This window comes from Altererythrobacter sp., assembly GCF_050299635.1.
Classification (GTDB): domain Bacteria; phylum Pseudomonadota; class Alphaproteobacteria; order Sphingomonadales; family Sphingomonadaceae; genus Erythrobacter.
Genome location: NZ_JBNKWF010000022.1, coordinates 33,119 through 52,816, shown reverse-complemented (window position 1 = coordinate 52,816; position 19,698 = coordinate 33,119). Strand labels below are relative to the sequence as shown.

Annotated in this window: 20 protein-coding genes; 13 read left to right on the top strand and 7 right to left on the bottom strand. The window is 62.0% G+C overall.

Translation table 11 applies throughout. The features are described 5' to 3' along the window. Positions 1-104 precede the first annotated feature (104 nt). Both ACQY6C_RS11845 and rsmI read right to left on the bottom strand, forming a co-directional pair. Entirely contained in the window at positions 105-455 is a 351-nt protein-coding gene (locus ACQY6C_RS11845; RefSeq protein WP_427968979.1) for a YraN family protein, read from the bottom strand. Next, positions 452-1,309: a 16S rRNA (cytidine(1402)-2'-O)-methyltransferase gene (rsmI, locus tag ACQY6C_RS11840; protein ID WP_427968977.1), complete on the bottom strand. Its 858-nt coding sequence runs from the start codon at positions 1,307-1,309 to the stop codon at positions 452-454. Before rsmI ends, ACQY6C_RS11845 begins: the two co-directional genes overlap by 4 nt. 38 nt (positions 1,310-1,347) lie before the next feature. Between rsmI and ACQY6C_RS11835 the strand changes: the two genes are divergently transcribed. After that, positions 1,348-2,514: a penicillin-binding protein activator gene (locus ACQY6C_RS11835; RefSeq protein ID WP_427968975.1), complete on the top strand. Its 1,167-nt coding sequence runs from the start codon at positions 1,348-1,350 to the stop codon at positions 2,512-2,514. Between the two features lie 189 nt (positions 2,515-2,703). Further along, on the top strand, positions 2,704-4,680 hold the full coding sequence (gene parE, locus ACQY6C_RS11830) for a DNA topoisomerase IV subunit B (RefSeq protein ID WP_427968973.1): 1,977 nt from the start codon (positions 2,704-2,706) through the stop codon (positions 4,678-4,680). A 3-nt stretch (positions 4,681-4,683) separates the two neighbouring features. Here parE and ACQY6C_RS11825 read toward each other — a convergent pair whose 3' ends face one another. Beyond that, positions 4,684-4,989 (bottom strand): putative quinol monooxygenase, encoded by a 306-nt coding sequence (locus tag ACQY6C_RS11825; protein ID WP_427968971.1) that lies wholly within the window; start codon positions 4,987-4,989, stop codon positions 4,684-4,686. 13 nt (positions 4,990-5,002) lie between these two features. Next, positions 5,003-6,175: a hypothetical protein gene (locus tag ACQY6C_RS11820; RefSeq protein ID WP_427968969.1), complete on the bottom strand. Its 1,173-nt coding sequence runs from the start codon at positions 6,173-6,175 to the stop codon at positions 5,003-5,005. Positions 6,176-6,317: 142 nt separating this feature from the next. On the opposite strand from ACQY6C_RS11820, the gene ACQY6C_RS11815 reads away from it, so the two are divergent. The 3 genes from ACQY6C_RS11815 (at position 6,318) to ACQY6C_RS11805 (ending at position 8,927) form a co-directional block, all read left to right on the top strand. Further along, a complete protein-coding gene (locus ACQY6C_RS11815; protein WP_427968967.1) occupies positions 6,318-7,565 on the top strand; it encodes a DUF3422 family protein in 1,248 nt (415 codons plus the stop codon). Between the two features lie 81 nt (positions 7,566-7,646). Beyond that, positions 7,647-8,507 (top strand): AAA family ATPase, encoded by an 861-nt coding sequence (locus ACQY6C_RS11810; RefSeq protein ID WP_427968965.1) that lies wholly within the window; start codon positions 7,647-7,649, stop codon positions 8,505-8,507. A gap of 12 nt (positions 8,508-8,519) precedes the next feature. Then, the gene (locus ACQY6C_RS11805) at positions 8,520-8,927 is read left to right on the top strand and encodes a GFA family protein (protein WP_427968963.1); all 408 of its coding nucleotides are present in this window, start codon (positions 8,520-8,522) and stop codon (positions 8,925-8,927) included. A 33-nt stretch (positions 8,928-8,960) separates the two neighbouring features. Here the strand turns inward: ACQY6C_RS11805 and ACQY6C_RS11800 are convergent, their stop codons facing one another. After that, positions 8,961-10,361, bottom strand: coding sequence for a methyl-accepting chemotaxis protein (locus ACQY6C_RS11800; protein WP_427968961.1), 1,401 nt, complete (start codon positions 10,359-10,361; stop codon positions 8,961-8,963). A gap of 121 nt (positions 10,362-10,482) precedes the next feature. Between ACQY6C_RS11800 and ACQY6C_RS11795 the strand changes: the two genes are divergently transcribed. The 3 genes from ACQY6C_RS11795 to ygiD all read left to right on the top strand — a co-directional run bounded on the left by ACQY6C_RS11795 (position 10,483) and on the right by ygiD (position 13,188). Next, positions 10,483-11,667, top strand: a complete 1,185-nt coding sequence (locus ACQY6C_RS11795) for a vWA domain-containing protein (protein WP_427968959.1) — start codon at positions 10,483-10,485, stop codon at positions 11,665-11,667. After that, on the top strand, positions 11,664-12,320 hold the full coding sequence (locus ACQY6C_RS11790; protein WP_427968957.1) for an immunity protein Imm33 domain-containing protein: 657 nt from the start codon (positions 11,664-11,666) through the stop codon (positions 12,318-12,320). The genes ACQY6C_RS11795 and ACQY6C_RS11790 overlap by 4 nt, the downstream gene beginning before the upstream one ends. A gap of 76 nt (positions 12,321-12,396) precedes the next feature. Beyond that, on the top strand, positions 12,397-13,188 hold the full coding sequence (ygiD, locus tag ACQY6C_RS11785; RefSeq protein ID WP_427968955.1) for a 4,5-DOPA dioxygenase extradiol: 792 nt from the start codon (positions 12,397-12,399) through the stop codon (positions 13,186-13,188). On the opposite strand, the gene ACQY6C_RS11780 is transcribed toward ygiD, so the two are convergent. Continuing rightward, positions 13,185-14,384 (bottom strand): exo-beta-N-acetylmuramidase NamZ family protein, encoded by a 1,200-nt coding sequence (locus ACQY6C_RS11780; protein ID WP_427968953.1) that lies wholly within the window; start codon positions 14,382-14,384, stop codon positions 13,185-13,187. The two genes, ygiD and ACQY6C_RS11780, sit on opposite strands and share 4 nt — an antisense overlap. Next, a complete protein-coding gene (locus tag ACQY6C_RS11775; protein ID WP_427968951.1) occupies positions 14,381-14,923 on the bottom strand; it encodes a DOMON-like domain-containing protein in 543 nt (180 codons plus the stop codon). The genes ACQY6C_RS11780 and ACQY6C_RS11775 overlap by 4 nt, the downstream gene beginning before the upstream one ends. Before the next feature lie 47 nt (positions 14,924-14,970). Between ACQY6C_RS11775 and tyrS the strand changes: the two genes are divergently transcribed. The 5 genes from tyrS to ACQY6C_RS11750 all read left to right on the top strand — a co-directional run bounded on the left by tyrS (position 14,971) and on the right by ACQY6C_RS11750 (position 19,697). Further along, positions 14,971-16,200, top strand: coding sequence for a tyrosine--tRNA ligase (gene tyrS / locus ACQY6C_RS11770; RefSeq protein ID WP_427968949.1), 1,230 nt, complete (start codon positions 14,971-14,973; stop codon positions 16,198-16,200). 160 nt (positions 16,201-16,360) lie between these two features. Beyond that, positions 16,361-16,699: a PilZ domain-containing protein gene (locus tag ACQY6C_RS11765; RefSeq protein ID WP_427968947.1), complete on the top strand. Its 339-nt coding sequence runs from the start codon at positions 16,361-16,363 to the stop codon at positions 16,697-16,699. 108 nt (positions 16,700-16,807) lie between these two features. Beyond that, positions 16,808-18,073: an MFS transporter gene (locus tag ACQY6C_RS11760; protein ID WP_427968945.1), complete on the top strand. Its 1,266-nt coding sequence runs from the start codon at positions 16,808-16,810 to the stop codon at positions 18,071-18,073. Further along, positions 18,073-18,993: a cysteine synthase A gene (gene cysK / locus ACQY6C_RS11755; protein WP_427968943.1), complete on the top strand. Its 921-nt coding sequence runs from the start codon at positions 18,073-18,075 to the stop codon at positions 18,991-18,993. The genes ACQY6C_RS11760 and cysK overlap by 1 nt, the downstream gene beginning before the upstream one ends. After that, complete coding sequence (locus ACQY6C_RS11750) at positions 18,990-19,697, top strand: dienelactone hydrolase family protein (RefSeq protein WP_427968941.1); 708 nt, start codon at positions 18,990-18,992, stop codon at positions 19,695-19,697. The genes cysK and ACQY6C_RS11750 overlap by 4 nt, the downstream gene beginning before the upstream one ends. The last annotated feature ends 1 nt before the right edge of the window (position 19,698 follow it).

The following is a 19,698-nucleotide window of genomic DNA, read 5'->3' as shown; positions in this document are numbered from 1 at the left end:
ACACCGTCATCCCCGCGAAAGCGCGGATCCCGACCCTTCCTGGCGATGTCCAGCAGATAAATCTGGGGCCCTGCCTTCGCAGGGGTGACGACGCAGCGACGCCGTCAAGGCTGCCAGGCGTTGACGATGTGGCGTGGCATGGCGCCGGGTGCAAGGAGGATCACGTCAATCCTTATATCCTCGCCCTTCGTCGCATATTCATGCGCGACGCATTCGGCCGCCGCGGCGACGCGCTGCAAGCGGTATTCGTCGATGGCATGGTCGAGGTCCGCGCGCCGCTTGCGCCATTTGACTTCCACGAAAGCCACGACGCCGCCCCTGCCCGCTATCAGGTCAATCTCGCCAAGCGGCGTCTTCACGCGCTGGGCAAGGATACGCCAACCCTTCATGCGCAGCCACAGCGCAGCGCGAGCCTCGCCTTCGCGGCCCTGACGCTCCGCCTCCTGGCGCCTCATCCGGACTTGAGTTCCATCGCGCGGGCATAGAGCGCCTTGCGGTCGAGCCCGGTCGCCTTGGCTACTTGCGCCGCGGCTTGCGAAGGTTTGAGCGTTTCAAGCGCTTCGCGCAGCAATTGGTCAGGATCGCCTGTCGGCGCTGCTTCCCCCGGTGGGCCGACCAGCAGCACGATCTCGCCCTTGGGCGGATGCGCTTCGTAATATTCGGCCAGCTCCGCTGCGCTGCCCGTGCGGCATTCCTCGTGCAGCTTGGTCAGCTCGCGCGCGACCGCCACTTCCCTGTCCCCAGGCAATTCACCGATTGCCCACAGGCTTTTCAACAGGCGCGGACCGGTTTCGTAGAACACCAACGTGGCGTCGATCGAACCCAATTCCGCCAGCACATCCGCCCGCGCTTTCTCCTTGGCGGGAAGAAATCCTGCAAAAAGAAAGCGATCGTTGGGAAGGCCCGACAATGTTAGCCCGGCAATGGCGGCGCAGGCCCCCGGCAGAGTGGTCACGGCAATGCCTGCCTCGCGCGCATCGCGGGCCAGGCGATATCCGGGGTCGGAAACCAGCGGCGTCCCAGCGTCGCTCACCAGCGCCACCGCTTCGCTTCGCATCGCACCGACCAGCTGCTCGCGCGCCCTGCGCGAGGCATGGTCGTCATAGCGATGCAAGGGCCTGGAAATGCCCAAATGCTTGAGAAGTTTGCCGGTTACGCGCGTATCCTCGCAGGCGACCCGATCACACCGACGCAGTATATCGACAGCACGGAGCGTTATGTCGCCAAGATTGCCAATCGGCGTCGCGACGATATACAGCCCCGGTTCAAGAGGAATTGAGAGGTTCGATTCAGGCGATTGGGTGTCCACGCCTCGCCTTTTGATCGAGCAACATAGGGTCGGCAAGCATGAAGCGGAATTTGTTCAACCGTCGCAACTGGATGATTGCAGGGACAGCGGCGCTGCTGGCAGGCTGCCAGATCATCCCCAAGACGGGGCCGGAAAGCGCCGGAACCGGCACCGGGCCCACGCCCGAGCCGAGTGCGACGGAACTTCCGACCGACCAGACGCGCCACCGCGTTGCGCTATTGGTCCCGATGTCGGGTGGCAATGGCGATGTCGGCCAGTCGATCGCCAACGCGACCACCATGGCGCTGCTCGATACCAATGCGAGCAATCTGCGGATCACCACCTACGACACGTCGAAGGGCGCACGCAGCGCGGCTGAGAAGGCCGTGGCCGATGGCAACAAGGTGATTCTCGGCCCGCTACTGGCGGATAATGTTCCGCAAGTGCTCTCCGCCGCCGCACCGGCCAATGTGCCGCTGATCTCCTTCTCCAACGATACCAGCGTCGCCGGATCGAATGTGTTCGTGATGGGCCATATCCCCGAACAGTCTATTTCGCGCACGGTGGCCTATGCCCGCCAGCAGGGCGCAGCCCGCTTTGCCGCGCTGCTGCCCAATGGCGATTATGGCCAGCGCGCGCAAAGCGCCTTGACCAATGCGCTGAGGACTTACGGCGGGCTGCTCGCTTCCGAAGAACGCTATGCGCGCGGCAACACCTCGATCGTCAGCGCGGCGGAGCGTCTCAAGGCTCGCGGCGGCTATGACACGGTGCTGATCGCCGATGGCGCACGCCTTGCGACTCAGGCAGCGGGAGCTTTGCGCGAAGGCGAAGGCGCGGGCACCCGGCTGCTCGGCACCGAGCTCTGGAGCGGCGAGGCAGCGCTCACCCGCGCCTCCGCCCTGCGCGGCGCGCTGTTTTCGGCCGTTTCCGATGGTCGCTATCGTCGCTATCGCGAGAGCTATATCAACCGTTTCGGCGGATCGCCGCACCGGATTTCCACCTTGGGCTATGACGCGGTTCTGATGACGCTGCGCGTGGCGCGGGATTGGCGCGTCGGCAGCCGCTTCCCCAAATCGGTCATGTATAGCGATGGCGGCTTCCTGGGCGTGGACGGCGCATTCCGCTTCGGCCGCAACGGCGTTATCCAACGCGCGCTGGAAGTTCGCGAAGTGCGCAGCGGCGACGTATCGGTGGTTTCCGCCGCGCCGGCGAAGTTCACGGACTGAATCATTTCCTTTCAGCCGTTCGGGCTGAGCTTGTCGAAGCCCTGGACTTCTTGTGCCCTCGGTTAAGAAGAAAGCGCAGCCCGCCTACTAGCCTGTCCTGAGTTCATCGAAGGGCTCAGGGCGAACGGAGATGGGGATAGACGTAGGCCTGCCTTGTAACACGATACCCAACGGCGATATTGGCAACCCATGTCCGACGACCTGTTTGAGAACGCGCCCGCTTCGAGTGGCGACTACAATGCTTCCTCGATCGAAGTGCTGGAGGGGCTGGAGCCCGTCCGCCGCCGCCCGGGCATGTATATCGGCGGGACGGACGAACGCGCCCTGCACCACCTCGCCGCCGAAGTGCTCGACAACTCGATGGACGAAGCGGTGGCAGGTCATGCCAACCGCATCGAAGTGCGCCTGGACGAAGGCAATCGCCTGACGATCACCGACAACGGGCGAGGCATGCCGGTTGACGAGCATCCCAAGTTCCCGGGCAAATCGACGCTCGAAGTAATCCTGTCGACGCTGCATTCAGGCGGCAAGTTCTCCGGCAAGGCCTATGCCACCTCGGGCGGCCTGCACGGAGTGGGTGTGAGCGTGGTCAACGCGCTGTCCGAACACACGCGGGTGGAGGTTGCGCGCGACAAGAAGCTCTTTGCGCAGGAGTTCTCCAAGGGCCAGACGCTGGGCGGGTTGCAGGATCTCGGCCCAACGCCCAACCGGCGCGGCACCGCTGTCTCTTTCGTGCCCGACCCGGAAATCTTCGAAGGCAGGCAGTTCAAGCCTGCGCGACTGTTCAAGCTCGCCCGGTCGAAGGCCTATCTCTTCGCCGGGGTCGAGATTCGCTGGAAATGCGCGCCGTCACTCGCCAGCGAGGATGTGCCGGAAGAGGCAACGTTCAAGTTTCCCGGCGGTCTTGCCGATCACCTGGCCGAACAGATCGGGGAGCGCGAATGCGTCACCAGCCAGCCCTTCACCGGGCGGCAGGATTTCCCCGAAGAGAAAGGCCGCGCCGAATGGGCGGTCGCCTGGCCGCTTTACTCGGATGGTTCGACCAGCTGGTACTGCAACACCGTGCCTACCCCCGATGGCGGTACGCATGAACAGGGCATCCGCGCCGCGCTGACCAAGGGACTGCGTGCATTCGGTGAACTCACCGGCACGAAGAAGGCCAAGGATATCACTGCCGATGACGTGATGACCGGCGGCGAAGTGATGCTCTCCGTCTTCATCCGCGATCCGCAGTTCCAGAGCCAGACCAAGGACCGACTGACTTCGCCCGAAGCCGCAAGGCTGGTCGAGAACGCGGTGCGCGATCATTTCGACCACTTCCTCACCGACAATATGGAGCGCGGCAAGGCGCTGCTGGGCCAGGTGATGGAGCGCATGGATGAGCGCCTGCGCCGCAAGCAGGAACGCGAGATCAAGCGCAAGACCGCGACCAACGCCAAGAAACTGCGCCTGCCGGGCAAGCTGACCGATTGTTCGGGCGATGGCGAAGGCGAAACCGAATTGTTCATCGTCGAAGGCGATTCGGCAGGCGGCAGCGCGAAACAGGCGCGCAACCGCAAGACGCAGGCGATCCTGCCGATCCGCGGCAAGATCCTCAACGTCGCCAGCGCCACGGCGGACAAGATCCGCGCCAATGCCGAAATCGCGGACCTGACGCTGGCAATGGGCTGCGGCACGCGCAAGGACTGTGACCCTGAGAACCTGCGTTACGACCGTATCATCATCATGACCGACGCGGATGTGGACGGCGCGCATATCGCCACGCTGCTGATGACCTTCTTCTTCCAGGAAATGCCCGAGGTCGTGCGGCGCGGGCATTTATTCCTGGCCCAGCCGCCGCTCTATCGCCTCACTGCAGGCAAGGAGAGCCGCTACGCACGCGACGACGCGCATCGTGCAGAGCTGGAAGAGACGGTGTTCAAGGGCAAGAAGGTTGAGGTCGCGCGCTTCAAGGGCCTGGGCGAGATGAACCCGCAGCAGCTACGCGAGACCACCATGAACCCGGAATCGCGCAGCCTGATCCGCATCACCCTGCCGCCCGAGTTCGAGCAGCGCGCGGCGGTGAAGGAACTGGTCGACCGGCTGATGGGCCGCAATCCCGAACACCGCTTCATGTTCATCCAGAGCCACGCGGGCGATGTCGACCGCGATTTGATCGACGCCTAAGGGCTAGAACGGAGCGCCCTCAACCGCCTCCGCCGAATAGATGGCAATCTCTGGCGGCGCACTGGCCATAGCCGCGACCTGCTGCACGAACGCGCCGGATTCGGGCACCGCGAAATGTTGCTGCAGCGCTGCCATGTCTGCCCAGCGCTCGATGAAGCGTACGAGATTTCCATCTTCTATATCCACGCTGCAATCGTGGGAAATGCAGCCCTCCTCCTTGCGCGACCGGACCGAATGCTCGTGACAGATCCTGGCCCCCTCATCGCAGTTCTCCGGCCTGAATCTGACGCATCCGGTTATGATAATCATATGCGATCTCCGCCTATTGATCGGCCTTGAGCGGTGGCCCGAGGATCTGCGTTCGGGTCCATGACACGCCGACATGCTGCCGCCCATGCTTGGGAAATCCATCGGGAAAGGGCACAGACCCGTCAAGCGATGCGAAATCGTCAATCTGCATGATCGCGCCTTCGCGTAGCCGCGGCCAGATGTTGGCGCGCAAGAACTTCTGGTCCGAAAAGCGCGAGAAATCCTGCGACACGAAACTGCCCGCCAATGGCCCCAGCGGAGGCAGGACGCCGGTGAACCCGCCCCACAGGCCCGCCAGAATCAGCTCCGCATGGATTGCGTGATCGCGCATGCAATAGAATGGCTCACTGCTCGCCAACCACATCTCGATCGCGGCGCGCTCTCGTGGAAGCACCGGCGAATCGACATCGCGGCACAGGACCACATCGACATTCGGATCATCGAATGTGAGGAAGCGCCAGAATGTCCCCGCCATGGGCGATGAGCTGGCGTTGTCTTCCTTACGCGCAAGCATGACCTGCGCACCCGATGCCCGCAGCGCCAGCAGCACCTCTTCAGGCAGGTCTGGCGCGCAATAGAAACGCGCGGTGAATTCCGGAAATATGACCGGGTGCATGCGCGCATTGGTGATGGCGCATTCGTGATAATATCTGTCCTGGCCGAACAGGCTGTAGGACACGATGTTGCGTTCAGGCGTAGAGGGATCGAAGCGCTTTGGACGGCCCGCCGTAATCACCTGTTCTGGGGGGCAGCCAACTTCGGCGTTGCGCATGCGCAGGATACGATGGCGCCACTCCACCGCTTCATCATAGCGGCCGAGCTTGCACAGCATCGAACAGACGGCACTGAGATAATCGACCTTCGGATTTTCAATCTCCGCCGATTTGCGAAAGTAATCCAGTGCCTCCACCAGACGGTCCTCGGACTGCAAGATCCAGCCGCGTTCGAAGCTGAGCTCCGCCTCCGCACCCTTGAGACTGTTCCGGCGCGCCACCTCCTCCGCCTGGTCGATAACATCCATGATGCCCTCAAGCCGCCCGCCGAAACGCATTGTCTTGATTCGCAGCAGATGCGCCGGAAAATCGTCAGGGTCCCTGGCCAGGGCTTCGTCGATTAGCGCCAGTGCGGAATCGGTCTGGTCGATTTTCGCCAGCCGCATGGCCTCGATCTGGTCTTCCGGATTCATCCAGCTCCCCCTGCAAATGAGACCCGAAGCCCCATGAATACGATAGCCAATAGCATATTGGGTAATGTGCAACCCAGCCGCCACGCAGTATTGTACCGAAGCGAACACCACGCGGCGACCAGGCGACGATAGGGGCACGAATATGCGCGAACACCCGCATCGAAGGCAGTTGATCGAGGAAATGCACCTGCGGCGCTGGCCCGGAATCAGCGCGCCGGGCGGCGTGTTCCAGATCATGCGGGTGGTGGCGACTCAGGACCGGGAACAGGAGCTGGCCCAGATCGAGGCGGCGCTGGGCGCGGACAAGGGCACAGTGACAGCCGGTACGCGCCATGTCTCCGGCGTGCTCGAGAGCGGCCTCCCCTTCGCCTGGGAACGGCACACCGAAGGATCGAGCATTACGCTTTTCGCCGCCCGCAACCATTCTGATGAGCAGATCGTGCAAGCCCGTCAATGGATTGCCGAACTGCCGGGTGAGGTGGTTCGCGCCACGCATATCACACTCGTTTCGGATGAAGCCGAGGCAGAAGCGCTGCTGCCCTCGCTGCCCTTCAGCCGCGGTGAGCTGGTCTCATCGCATATTGCCGGAAGCCTGCGCTTCTGGACCGATTTCCGCCTGCATGACCAGGCATTCGGACGGGTTCTAGTTGCTGCCAGCGGAGCCGATCCCATCACTCTGTCGCGCACGGTCCAGCAACTGCAGGAACTGGGTAACTACCGGAACATGGCGTTGCTTGGCCTGCCGGTCGTGCGCGGCCAGTGGAGCGAGCTGGACGAGGTTGAAGCTCGCCTTGGTACCTTTGCCGCAGACGTGTCCGATCCGTCGGTCCGTGACGACGAATTGCTTGAGCGCGTATCCGCCCTTTCCCTGGAACTGGCGAATCTCTCGAACGAAGTCGGCTACCGGCTTGATGCAACGCGGGCCTATGGCGAGCTTGTCAGCGAGCGGCTCGAGGACTTGCAGCCCCAGGCAATCCCCGGCTTCCATTCGCTCGGCGATTTCGCCCGCAGGCGCTTTCGCCCGGCATTGCGGACCTGCGCCGCGCACCGCGACCGGCTGGGGCGGCTGACCGAGCGCGCGGCCGACCTCACCGCCTTGCTACGCGCACGGATCGAGACGCGGATCGAGAACCAGAACGCGCAATTGCTCGAATCGATGGAACGGCGCGCAGACCTGCAATTGCGCCTGCAGCAATTGGTCGAAGGGCTCTCCATCATCGCGCTGACCTATTACGGCGTCGGCCTGCTGTCCTATCTGCTTCACGGCATCGAACACGCGGTGCCCCTGCCCCCGACTTCGGCGATCCTTGCGCTGGCGGTCCCTGTCATCATGCTGGTTACCGGACTCGGCATTCACCACCTCAAGAAGCGCATCCTGAAGGAGGATTGAGCGCAGGACCTTCCGTAGCGTCACCCTTGCCACATAAGGCGCGCGCGCTTAACGCCAGCGTCAAGTTGCAAGAGGAAACCGATGAACGACCAGTCCCCCCAGCGCTTCGAGGGCACCAGTTCCTATATCGCCACCGAAGACCTGAAGGTTGCCGTCAACGCTGCGGTTACGCTGCGCCGTCCGCTGCTGGTCAAGGGCGAGCCAGGCACCGGCAAGACGGTGCTGGCCCACGAAATTGCCAAGGCGATCGGCGCCCCTCTGATCGAATGGAACGTCAAGAGCACCACCAAGGCGCAGCAGGGCCTCTATGAATATGACGCCGTTGCGCGCCTGCGCGACGGGCAGCTTGGCGACGAGCGCGTTCACGACATTTCCAACTACATCAAGAAGGGCAAGCTGTGGGAAGCCTTCACTTCGCCCGAGCTACCCGTGCTGCTGATCGACGAGATCGACAAGGCCGACATCGAATTCCCCAACGACCTGTTGCAGGAACTCGATCGCATGAGCTTCGACGTTTACGAGACGCATGAGCGGATCGAAGCGAAGGAACGCCCGATCGTGGTTATCACCTCGAATAACGAGAAGGAGTTGCCCGACGCATTCCTGCGCCGCTGCTTCTTCCACTACATCAAGTTTCCCGACCGCGAGACGATGGCCGATATCATCGACGTGCACTTCCCCAATATCCAGAAGGTGCTGGTGAAAAAGGCGATGGATATCTTCTATGAGCTGCGCGATGTGCCGGGCCTGAAGAAGAAGCCTTCGACCAGCGAGTTGCTCGACTGGCTCAAGCTTCTGCTGAACGAGGATATGCCGCTGGAAGTGTTGCAGGACAGCAATCCCAACAGCGCCATCCCGCCACTGCACGGCGCGCTACTCAAGAACGAGCAGGATGTGATGCTGTTCGAACGCCTCGCATTCATGGCGCGTCGGCAAACCTGACCGGAGTTTGAAATGACCCATACCGGCAAATGCCTGTGCGGGCATATTACCCTGGCGATAGACTCCGACCCAATCGGGTCGAGGACATGCTGGTGCACCGATTGCCAGAAGTTCGGCGGCGGAAACGGTACGACCAATGCCTTCTTTCCGGCCGACAGCATCACCCATACTGGGGAGCTCACCTGGTTCGAAAAAGTCGCAGACAGCGGGAACACGACCTGGCGGGCGTTCTGTCCCCAATGCGGAACGCATGTCTTCACACGCGGATCGGGGCGCCCGGAATATACCGGAGTACGGATGGGTATGCTCGACGAGAAAGACCTCATCGCTCCGCAAGCGGTTATCTGGACTGAAAGCGCGCCGCCATGGGCTACTTTCGACCCCAAACTACCGCACTTCCCAAAGGCACCCCCGCAATAGTCGGCCGCGAGGAGCTTCGCTTCGGATAAGCGCTCAGCCGAACGAGTAGGCTAGCTCGAAATCGCCCCAACGCTGCCCGTTGATCACCAGCGGGACATAGACGTTGCGGACGATGACATAGTTCTTGCCGTCGCCTTCCTGGCGATAGACCGCCATCATGTAGGCGTCCGTGCTCTTCTTTGCGGCGACATCGACGCCTTCGAGCATGATGCGTCCGTTCCGGCAATAGGTCGTGTCGTGCGCGAGTTCGCCGGTCGGCTTGCGCGAGCGGTCGGTAATATGCGTCGGCAGGAAGCCATTCATGTCCGCCTGAGAGCACATCATGATCGCACCGCCTTGCGCGACCACCATATCGTTGAGCGGACGCCAGTTTGCATCGGCCCAGTCGCTCAAAGACGTGCGGTAGAGCTTGGGATTGGTGCCATCGACCTCGCGATAATTCTGGTCGAACAGCTGGTTCATCGAGAGCTTGCCATCCTTTACCGCCTCTTCGGCGCGGCCAATGATCTGCGCGGCAAAGCTCTGCGCCCTTTCGACCATTTCGCTGTCCTGCGGTGAAAGCCCGGCCTTCACGATGCTGTCGAACATCTCGCTCGCGGTAAGCTCCAGGTCGTTCATCCGCGTGTGCGCGGTCTTGAGCTTGGATTCGTTTTCGACCGCCGCCTTGTCGAAATTGTCGAGCACGTTCTGCACCCGGCCGACATGGCCGCTGATCGTGCTGGTCGAGCGAGCAATCTGATCGTTCTGGCGATCGACTTCCTCGACCAGCTCGCCGACATTGCTGATGGTCTGCTCTATCTGGCTTACCGACTGTTTCGCTTCTGCGCTTGCCTGCGATCCGGCTTCAACCCGTTCGATCACCTGTTGCGCCTCAGCGCCCAGCGCGTCGACAGTCGCGGAAATCTCGTCAGTTGCCTTGCGCGTATCGTTGGCCAGGCTCTTCACTTCGCCTGCGACCACCGCAAAGGTGCGCCCGGCGTCGCCTGCACGCATCGCTTCGATCGTCGCGTTGAGAGCGAGGATGTTGGTGGTGTCCGCGATCTCCTCGATATCCTTCGAGCAGCGGCGTACCTGTTCCATCGCTGCGGCAAAGCTGGTGACATGCTGCGAGAGCGATTCGACCAGTACCAGCACCGAATTGATCTTGCTGAGCGAGGATTCGATCAGCGCGGTGCCTTCGCCCAGGCGCTCTATCGCTCGTTCGGAAAGCAGGCGGGCTTCATCGCTGGCTTCCGAAACCCTGCCCTGGTCGGCTTCCAGCTCCGCAACCGTGCCGCGCAAGGCATCGTGTTCTTCACGCAGCTTGCTCGAGGATGCGATAACAGCGTCGACAATACCTGCGACATCGGTGCATCCGATCGCCACCTGGCCGCAACTGGCCGGGATCTGGTCGATCGCCGTGGCGCTGTCCCTGTCTATCTCAATCGGCTTCATTCGATGCGATCCCTATTTGATGTGTGATGCGGTAACCGACCATGGTTATCGAATGCTTAAGCCCGGCGGGAATTGCGACGAGCCGCTGGCGTTGGAAGAACCACCACGCTAAAGCCTGTGCATGTTCTTCAATTTCGTCGACGAGCTACGCGAAGCGGGCATTCCCGCGAGCTTCAAGGAGCACCTCACACTGCTTGAGGCGCTCGACAGGAACGTGATCGAGCAATCGCCCGAAGCGTTCTATTACCTCAGCCGCGCGACCTTTGTGAAAGACGAAGGGCTGCTCGACCGCTTCGACCAGGTGTTCCAGAAGGTCTTCAAGGGAATCCTGACCGATTACGGGCAAAATCCGGTCGATATCCCCGAAGATTGGCTCAAGGCCGTGGCCGAGAAGTTCCTCAGCCCCGAGGAGATGGAGCAGATCAAGAGCCTGGGCGACTGGGACGAGATCATGGAAACGCTCAAGAAGCGGCTTGAGGAGCAGCATGAGCGCCACCAGGGCGGCAGCAAGTGGGTCGGCACCGGCGGCACTTCGCCTTTTGGCAATTCGGGCTACAACCCCGAAGGCGTGCGAATCGGCGGCGAAAGCAAGCACAAGCGCGCGATCAAGGTGTGGGAAAAGCGCGAGTTCAAGAATCTCGACAACACCAAGGAACTGGGCACGCGCAACATCAAGATGGCACTGCGCCGCCTGCGCCGGTTCGCGCGCGAAGGCGCCGCCGACGAACTTGACCTCGACGCAACGATCGACGGCACCGCCAAGCAGGGCTGGCTCGACATCCACATGCGCCCGGAGCGGCACAACGCAGTGAAACTGCTGCTGTTCCTCGATGTCGGAGGGTCGATGGATCCCTTCATCAAACTGTGCGAGGAACTGTTCAGCGCGGCCACGACCGAGTTCAAGAACCTCGAGTTCTTCTACTTCCACAACTGCCTCTACGAAGGCGTTTGGAAGGACAATCGCCGCCGCTGGCAGGAACGGACCAAGACCTGGGACATCCTCCACAAATACGGGCATGACTACAAGGTGATCTTCGTCGGCGATGCGGCGATGAGTCCCTATGAAATCACCCATCCGGGCGGCAGCGTCGAGCATATGAACGAGGAAGCCGGCGCGATCTGGATGCAGCGCATGGCCAACACCTATCCTGCGACCGTTTGGCTCAACCCCGTGCCTGAAAAGCAGTGGGGCTATTCGCAATCGACCAAGATCATGAAGCAGCTTGTCGAGGATCGGATGTATCCGTTGACACTCGAAGGGCTGGATGACGCGATGCGCGAATTGAGCCGGAAGCAGGGGCATTGAGCGAAGCCGGCCTTCCGCCCGGAATTGCGCTGAACGATCCGCGGCCGATCGCGGCCCGGGCACCCTACACCTTCGATATGCCCCATCCCGACGAGCTGGCAGCGTTGAAACCCGGCGACGGAATCAAGGCGATCTTCCGCCAGACCGAAGGCGAAACCAAGTACGATACAGAGCGCATGTGGGTGCTGATCGAACGGATCGAAGACGGCGTGGTTTATGGCGCGCTCGATAGCGATCCAGCGGACATGCCGCTGATAGAGGCGGGCATGCCGGTTGCCGTGCCGCTTACCCATGTCATCTCCACCGCGTTCCATAAGGACAATCCGCGACCGGAAACCCCGCCACGCCGCGAATATTGGGACCGTTGCTTCGTCGATGCCTGCGTCGTCGAAGGCCGCAGCCACATCGATTATCTTTACCGAGAAGAGCCCGACATGACGCAGGAGGGCGACGCCTATCCCGACAGCGGCTGGCGGATCAGGGGCACGCAGGAAGCGATCGACGAAGATGCAGCGAATGGCGACGCGCCGCGATATATCGCTCTTGGCGCAGTCCTGAACGTGGACGATAGCTGGATTGACCTGATCGACAGCGAACCGGGCCACCACTTCGCCTGGGACGCCGAAAACAAGCGCTACGTCGAGGTGTTTTGAACCAGAGCGAGTCCCGTGGCCTAGGCACACCGATGTGCCTTCTTGTTGCGGATGCTAGCGGCACCATGTGGTGGGCATGACCACGCTCCCCGCCCTATTCGTCGGCCATGGTTCGCCCATGACCATGATCACCGAAAACGCCGAGCGCACGGGGATGGAACGCCTCGGCCAGCGCCTGCCGCGTCCTAAAGCTATTCTGGCGATCACGGCGCATTGGGAAACCCGTGGCGAAACGCGCCTGACGAGTGGTGCCAATCCGCACACGATCCATGACTTTCGCGGATTCCCGCAGGAACTCTATGACATCACCTATCCGGCTCCGGGATCGCCCGAACTCGCGCGACGCGCAGCGGAACTGCTGGGCGAGCGCGCGGTGCTCGACGATGCGCATGGGTTCGATCACGGCGTATGGGGTGTGCTGCTGCCGATGTTCCCCGATGCGGATATTCCGGCTGTCGCCATGAGCGTCGACATGGCGCTTGATACCGAAGGGCACCGCCAACTGGGCGAGGCGCTTGCGCCACTGCGCGATGAGGGCGTGTTGATCGTCGGCAGCGGCAATGTGATCCACAATCTGGCGCTCTATCGTCAGACGATAGGTACACAGCCCGACTGGGCATTGGATTTCCGCGCAAGGACGAACCAGGCGCTGATTGACCGGCGGGATGATGCGCTCACCCGCTTTGCCAGTGATGACCGGGCGGCCTCAGCGGCGATCAACAGCGGCGAGCACTATGTTCCTCTGCTCTATTCACTCGGTGCGCGCCGGGCCGATGACGATGTGACGCTGTTCAACGACACGCTCGATGGCGCGCTTTCGATGACGTCAGTGCTGTATGGTGACGCGGCGCTGGCGGCAGGGCTCTAATAGATCAGCAGGTCGCTGATTTCTTCGCGCCATTGCGCTTCATCGCGGGCGGCCAGAGCATCGAGATCTCCCGGCTCAGCCGCCGCATCGTCAACCCATTCGCGCAAGGCAGGTCCGCCATTGATCACGTCAATCGCGAGCCGTTCGAGCTCGTATTCATATGGGAAGTCACGCCAGATTGGATAGTCTGGATAGAGCCGCCGGATCGCCTTGAAGGTGAGCGCCTGCAAGCGCCAGGGCCGGAATGCCTCGTGTGAATAGAACCCGCCTTCTGCATGGATCATCAATGCGTTGCAAAGCATTCCTGAGTGTTTGTGGAAGGTCGGTTCGAACCAGCATTCGCGCAAGGCGCAGCCCGCCAGCCAATCGGGTGCGAGCCGGTGCATCTCAGCCAGCACTGCCTTGGCATCGACATCGGGCGCGCCAAACAGCACCTCCAGCGGGCGGGTCGTGCCCCTGCCCTCGCTTAGCGTCGTTCCTTCCAGCATCACCGTACCGGCATAGGCGCGCGCCATGTTGAGGTTGGCGGCATTGGGGCTGGGATTGATCCAGATGCGTGTTTCGGGCCAGCCGAAACCGGGCTCCGCCTCAGGCAGCCAGTAATGCATGTCCACCACGCGGTAATCGACATCAAGCCCGAAGTGGCGGATGAACCAGTGCCCCATCTCGCCCATAGTCAGCCCGTGACGCATCGGCATTGGCGCTGCGCCGACGAAGCTTTCCTGCCCAGGCAGCAGCAGTGTGCCTTCCACCGGGCGACCCGCCGGATTGGGCCGGTCGAGAACCCACACGCTCTTGCCAGTCTTCGCCGCCTCTTCCAGCAGGTAGAGCAGCGTGGTGACGAAGGTGTAGATGCGACAACCGAGGTCCTGCAGGTCGAACAGGAACACATCCGCGCTGTCCATCATTGCAGGCGTGGGGCGGCGCACTTCACCGTAGAGACTGAATACGGGGATGCCGTAATGCGGATCCGCCTCGTCCGCCGTTTCGACCATATTGTCCTGCTTGTCGCCCTTCAGCCCGTGCTGCGGGCCAAAGGCGCTGGTGACGTTCACCCCCGCAGCGATCAGGGCATCCAGGCTATGCGTCAGGTCGAGCGTGACCGAGGCGGGATGCGCGATCAGCGCTACGCGCTTGCCCTCGAGCGGTTTGCGCAGTTCAGGCTCTGCCAGCAGGCGATCGATACCGAATTTCATGCGGTGTTGCGTGGATCAAGCGTGGCAGCAAAGCAAGCGGAGTCGTGGAAATCGGGCTTGCCCTGGGGATGCGCCAGCGCCCAATAGCTCTTTGCCCCGCCCTGCTCCTCAATCACCGCGCTCAGCCCCACCACGCATGGCCCCATGGGGAGCGCCGCGCGCGGGATTGCCGCATCGAATATGGCGAATTTCGATCCGGGCCGCATCATGCAATCAGGTGCGCGGGCGACACTCAGCCCCTCCATCCCTTCGCGATAGCCGGTGAAACGATAGGCATTCCACTGGCGCGAGGGTGAAAGGTTCCACTCGTGATACTCCTCGCCGCCGTCCGGGCGCAGGAACAGCTCGAAGCAGGTTGTCTGCCACAGCCCGTCTGCCCGGCTCTTGGAGCCTATCGCAGGCAGGATTAGCGCGCCCGCATCTTCCACCCGCCAGCGCAACAGCAGCCAATTCGGATCGTCATCGCCGATCCGCGCCTCGATCGCGGTGACCGATTCGCTGGGGTGCGCAGGATGCGGAATCAGGCGATATGCTTGCATTGTCCCCTCCCCATGCTAACCGCGCGATCCAAACGCAAGTGAGTGCCATGTCCGAATACAAATCCGACCTATTGCGCCTGCTCGAAGAGCGCGGCCATATCCATCAGATCACCGATGTCGAAGCGCTCGATGCGCTTGCGGCAAAGGAAGTGGTGACGGCCTATGTCGGTTTCGATCCAACCGCGCCTTCGCTTCATATCGGCAACCTCGCTTCGATCATGCTGCTGCGCCGCGTGCAGCAGGCGGGCCATCGCCCGATCGTGATCATGGGCGGCGGCACGGCCAAGGTCGGTGATCCATCGGGCAAGGACGAGACGCGCCAGATGCTGACCGACGAGAAGCTTGCCAGCAATATCGCTTCAATCAGGAGCAGCTTCGAGAAGATCCTGCGCTTCGATGAGAGCGAGACGGGCGCGCTGCTGATCAACAATGACGATTGGTTGAGTCAACTCGGCTATATCGAGCTGCTGCGCGATGTCGGCAAGCACTTCACCATCAACCGGATGCTGACTTTCGATTCGGTCAAGCTGCGGCTCGACCGTGAGCAGCCGCTGACCTTCCTCGAATTCAACTACATGATCCTGCAGGCCTATGACTTCCTCAAGCTGTCGCGCGACCATGGCTGCAAGCTGCAGCTGGGCGGCAGCGACCAGTGGGGCAATATCGTCAACGGGATCGAGCTGACACGCCGGATCGACGGCAAGGAAGTCTATGGCGTCACCGGGCCGCTAGTCACTCGCGCCGATGGGCAGAAGATGGGCAAGTCCGTCTCGGGCGCGATCTGGCTCAATGAAGAACAGCTTCCGGCCTATGACTTCTGGCAGTACTGGCGCAACACGGACGACCGCGACGTAGGCAAGTTCCTGCGCCTGTTCACCGATGTTCCGCTGGACGAGGTAGCGCGGCTCGAAGCGCTCGAGGGCGCGGAGATCAACGACGCGAAAGTGCTGCTCGCCAACGAGGTGACTGCCATGGTTCGCGGCGAAGAAGCCGCCAGGGCCGCCGAAGCGACCGCGCGCGAAACCTTTGCCGGTAGTGGTGCTGGAGAAGACCTGCCGACGCTGGCCGTGGGCGATGAAGGCATGCGCATCGGTGCCGCGCTGACCGAGATCGGTTTCACCGCTTCCAATGGCGAGGCCAAGCGCAAGATCGCGGAGGGCGCGGTCAAGCTGGAGGAAACCGTGGTTTCCGATCCGGGCCTGCTGGTGCTGCCTGCACCGGGCGAAACCTTAAAGCTGAGCCTCGGCAAGAAGAAACACGGCCTGATCACGCGCTGATTGCGCCGCACGGCACTTGCAGCGGGCGGATTGAAATTCCGCGATAGTTTGCTGGAAGGGGCGGAATTGTCCCATTTCCGGACAATCGGGCTTTACTAAATGTCAGCCTTTATGCGCCATTAAGTGCGGCATCAGAACAACCTTTCGGAGGTCGACAGCCGTGTCAGCCGGAGCCAATTTGAGTGTAACTGACCTGCGCCGCGCCGCGCGGCACCCGGTCGATTTCCCGGTGATCGTGGAACATTACGCGCATGGGGATATGGAATTGCATGTCTCCAACATCTCGGCGCATGGATTCATGGTCGACGACGCCGCCACGCTGAAGCGCGGCGACCGCGTGATCATCCGGCTCCCGGTTGTCGGCCGCATCGAAGCCTATGTCATCTGGACGCGCGACACACGTGCCGGCTTCCAGTTCGAGCGCATCATCCGCGTGGACGACTTCATGGCGATGATCGATACGCTGCAGCCCAACCCGCGCCTGCGCCGCCCGCGTTGACAGGCAAGGCCTGTACCGGGCCTGATCAGCACCCCCTAAACGGGCCCTTCCAAACTCAGTAGATTTTGATGCCTTGGCAGGTCCTTTGCGGCCTGCCATTGCACATGGGTGAGCGAACCGGCGACCCCACTTTCCATTCCCGATTTCAGGCGCTTCATCGCAGCTCGCTTTCTGGCGTCATTCTCCACCCTCTCGCTGGTGGTGCTTATCGGATATCAAACCTATGACGTTGCCCGCAGCGACTATGGCATGGACAGGCCAGAGGCCGCGTTGCAACTCGGGCTTCTCGGCCTGGCGCAATTCATTCCGCTGTTCCTTCTGACGCCCGTTGCGGGACTGGCAGCGGACAGGTTCGACAGGCGCAAAGTCGTTCTCTTCGCCAACTCGATTGACGGCATCATCGCGCTGGCGCTGGCACTGCTGACACTGGAAGATGCGCTCAACCTGCCGCTGCTGTTCACGCTGGCGGTGCTGCACGGTACGGCGCGCGTGTTCAACGGCCCGGCGCTCAACTCGATCGCACCCAATATCGTCCCGCCAAGACTCTTGCCACGGGCGATCGCCCTGTCTTCCACCGCATGGCAGGTGGCTGCGATGGCGGGGCCCGCGACAGGGGGCATGTTGTTCTCGATCAGCCCGTCACTGCCGCATTTCGTCTCGGCGGGGATGCTGATCTTGTCCGGTCTACTGACCCTAAGCATCCGGCCCATCAAGGCCAGCCAGGATAGCCGCAATGCTCATCCCTTGCGGCAGATCATGGATGGAGGCGTGTTTGTCTGGACCAACCGCTTCCTGCTTGGCTGCGTCACGCTTGACCTGTTTGCGGTCCTGCTGGGCGGAGCGACGGCGATGCTGCCGGTCTTTGCGCGCGACATCTTGATGGTCGGGCCTGAGGGATTGGGGCTGATGCGCGGCGCGCCAGCAGTCGGTGCTACGTCGATGGCGCTGCTGCTGTCCTTCCGACCGATCGAAACACAGGTTGGACCCAAGATGCTATGGGCCGTCGTCATCTTCGGCGCAGCTACCATCGGCTTCGCGCTGTCGCGCAATTTCATGCTCAGCCTTGCTTTGCTGGCGCTGATCGGGGCGGCTGACATGATCTCGGTCTTCATCCGCAATTCGCTGGTTCAGTTGAAAACGCCTGACGACAAGCGAGGCCGGGTTTCAGCCATTTCGGGGCTGGCGATTTCCGCCTCGAATGAGCTGGGCGAGATGCAATCCGGCCTCGCCGCTGCGCTGCTCGGTGCAACCGGAGCAGTTGTGTTCGGCGGCGCTGGTGCCATAGTGGTAACCGCAATCTGGGCGTGGATCTTCCCTGAGCTGCGCCGTGTAAAGACATTTGAGACCCAGTATTCCGAAGAGGAGAGGACCTGATGAAAGCCGACAATATCCTCGAGACAATCGGCGGCACGCCGCATATCCGCCTTTCACGACTGTTTCCCGATCACGAAGTCTGGGTGAAGTCTGAGCGGAGCAACCCCGGCGGATCGATCAAGGACCGCATCGGCCTCGCCATGATCGAAGATGCCGAAGCGTCGGGCGCGCTCAAGCCGGGCGGCACGATTATCGAACCCACCAGCGGCAACACCGGTATCGGCCTCGCCATGGTCGCGGCGGTCAAGGGCTACAGACTGGTGCTGGTCATGCCCGAATCGATGTCGCTCGAACGGCGGCGGCTGATGCTGGCCTATGGCGCCACATTCGATCTGACGCCCAAGGAAAAGGGCATGAAGGGCGCGATCGAACGCGCGACCGAGTTGATCGAGCAGACCGACAATTCATGGATGCCGAGCCAGTTTGACAATGAATCGAACTGGAAGGTCCACGCGCGCACGACGGCGAAGGAAATCCTCACCGACTTTGCAGACAGCCCTGTCGATGTGCTCATCACCGGGGTTGGCACAGGCGGCCACCTGACCGGCTGCGCTGAGGAACTGAAGCGTAGCTGGGCCGACATGAAGGCCTATGCCGTCGAACCCAGTCTTTCGCCCGTCATCAGCGGCGGCCAGCCCGCTCCGCACCCGATCCAGGGCATTGGCGCGGGCTTCATCCCTGCCAACCTCCATACTCAGGCGATCGACGGCGCAATCCAGGTCGAACCTGAGGATGCGAAGGAAATGGCCCGCCGCGCCGCGAGTGAGGAAGGCATGCTGGTCGGCATTTCGTCGGGCGCCACGCTGGCGGCCATCGCCAAGAAGCTGCCTGATCTCGCACCGGGTTCGCGCGTGCTGGGCTTCAACTACGATACCGGCGAGCGCTATCTCTCCGTGCCGGACTTCCTGCCCACCGAATGAACCTGGAGCAGGTTGCATATCGTGACGGGGATACCGCGCTGAGCGGGTATCTGGCGCGCCCCGATGGTGCGCCTCGTGCCGCGATTGTGGTGTTCCCGACCATCATGAACCCGGCACCCAATGTGCTGCGGCGGATGCCCATGCTGGCGAGCGAAGGATTCCTCGCCTTCATGGCCGACTTCTATGGCGAGGACGTGCCGGATCGCGAAACTGCGCACCGACTAGGCACCGAACTGCGCGACAATGTCGATACCTACCGTGGACGGATTGGGGCAGCGATAGAGGCATTGAAGGCACAGCCCGAAGCCCGGGGACTGCCCATGGCAGCCATCGGATACTGCATGGGCGGGCAGGCGGTGCTCGAGGCTGCGCGCATGGGTGCGGATCTTCGAGCAGTCGCAAGCTTCCACGGCATTCTATCGAGCGACCGACCGGCCACAGAGGGCGACACGATCCATCCGCGCATTCTCGTCTGCCATGGCGATTCCGATCCGCTTGTCCCGCGCGAACAAGTGCGCGGCTTCCAGGAAGAAATGGACCGCGCAGGGGCCAACTGGCACCTGCATGTCTATTCGGGGGTGAAGCACGGTTTCACCGATCCCGAAGCGAACAGCCACGGGATCGACGCGCTTGGATATGATGCCAGCGCCGACCGCCAGAGCTGGGCTGCTATGCTGGGCTTGTTCGACGAAGTTCTGGGATAAT

Bases quoted from the DNA above. Each gene is read 5' to 3' on its own strand.
- ACQY6C_RS11845 (WP_427968979.1), bottom strand. From the start codon at position 455: ATGAGGCGCCAGGAGGCGGAGCGTCAGGGCCGCGAAGGCGAGGCTCGC.
- ACQY6C_RS11835 (WP_427968975.1), top strand. From the start codon at position 1,348: ATGAAGCGGAATTTGTTCAACCGTCGCAACTGGATGATTGCAGGGACA.
- parE (WP_427968973.1), top strand. From the start codon at position 2,704: ATGTCCGACGACCTGTTTGAGAACGCGCCCGCTTCGAGTGGCGACTAC.
- ACQY6C_RS11825 (WP_427968971.1), bottom strand. From the start codon at position 4,989: ATGATTATCATAACCGGATGCGTCAGATTCAGGCCGGAGAACTGCGAT.
- ACQY6C_RS11820 (WP_427968969.1), bottom strand. From the start codon at position 6,175: ATGAATCCGGAAGACCAGATCGAGGCCATGCGGCTGGCGAAAATCGAC.
- ACQY6C_RS11815 (WP_427968967.1), top strand. From the start codon at position 6,318: ATGCGCGAACACCCGCATCGAAGGCAGTTGATCGAGGAAATGCACCTG.
- ACQY6C_RS11810 (WP_427968965.1), top strand. From the start codon at position 7,647: ATGAACGACCAGTCCCCCCAGCGCTTCGAGGGCACCAGTTCCTATATC.
- ACQY6C_RS11805 (WP_427968963.1), top strand. From the start codon at position 8,520: ATGACCCATACCGGCAAATGCCTGTGCGGGCATATTACCCTGGCGATA.
- ACQY6C_RS11800 (WP_427968961.1), bottom strand. From the start codon at position 10,361: ATGAAGCCGATTGAGATAGACAGGGACAGCGCCACGGCGATCGACCAG.
- ACQY6C_RS11795 (WP_427968959.1), top strand. From the start codon at position 10,483: ATGTTCTTCAATTTCGTCGACGAGCTACGCGAAGCGGGCATTCCCGCG.
- ygiD (WP_427968955.1), top strand. From the start codon at position 12,397: ATGACCACGCTCCCCGCCCTATTCGTCGGCCATGGTTCGCCCATGACC.
- ACQY6C_RS11780 (WP_427968953.1), bottom strand. From the start codon at position 14,384: ATGAAATTCGGTATCGATCGCCTGCTGGCAGAGCCTGAACTGCGCAAA.
- ACQY6C_RS11775 (WP_427968951.1), bottom strand. From the start codon at position 14,923: ATGCAAGCATATCGCCTGATTCCGCATCCTGCGCACCCCAGCGAATCG.
- tyrS (WP_427968949.1), top strand. From the start codon at position 14,971: ATGTCCGAATACAAATCCGACCTATTGCGCCTGCTCGAAGAGCGCGGC.
- cysK (WP_427968943.1), top strand. From the start codon at position 18,073: ATGAAAGCCGACAATATCCTCGAGACAATCGGCGGCACGCCGCATATC.
- ACQY6C_RS11750 (WP_427968941.1), top strand. From the start codon at position 18,990: ATGAACCTGGAGCAGGTTGCATATCGTGACGGGGATACCGCGCTGAGC.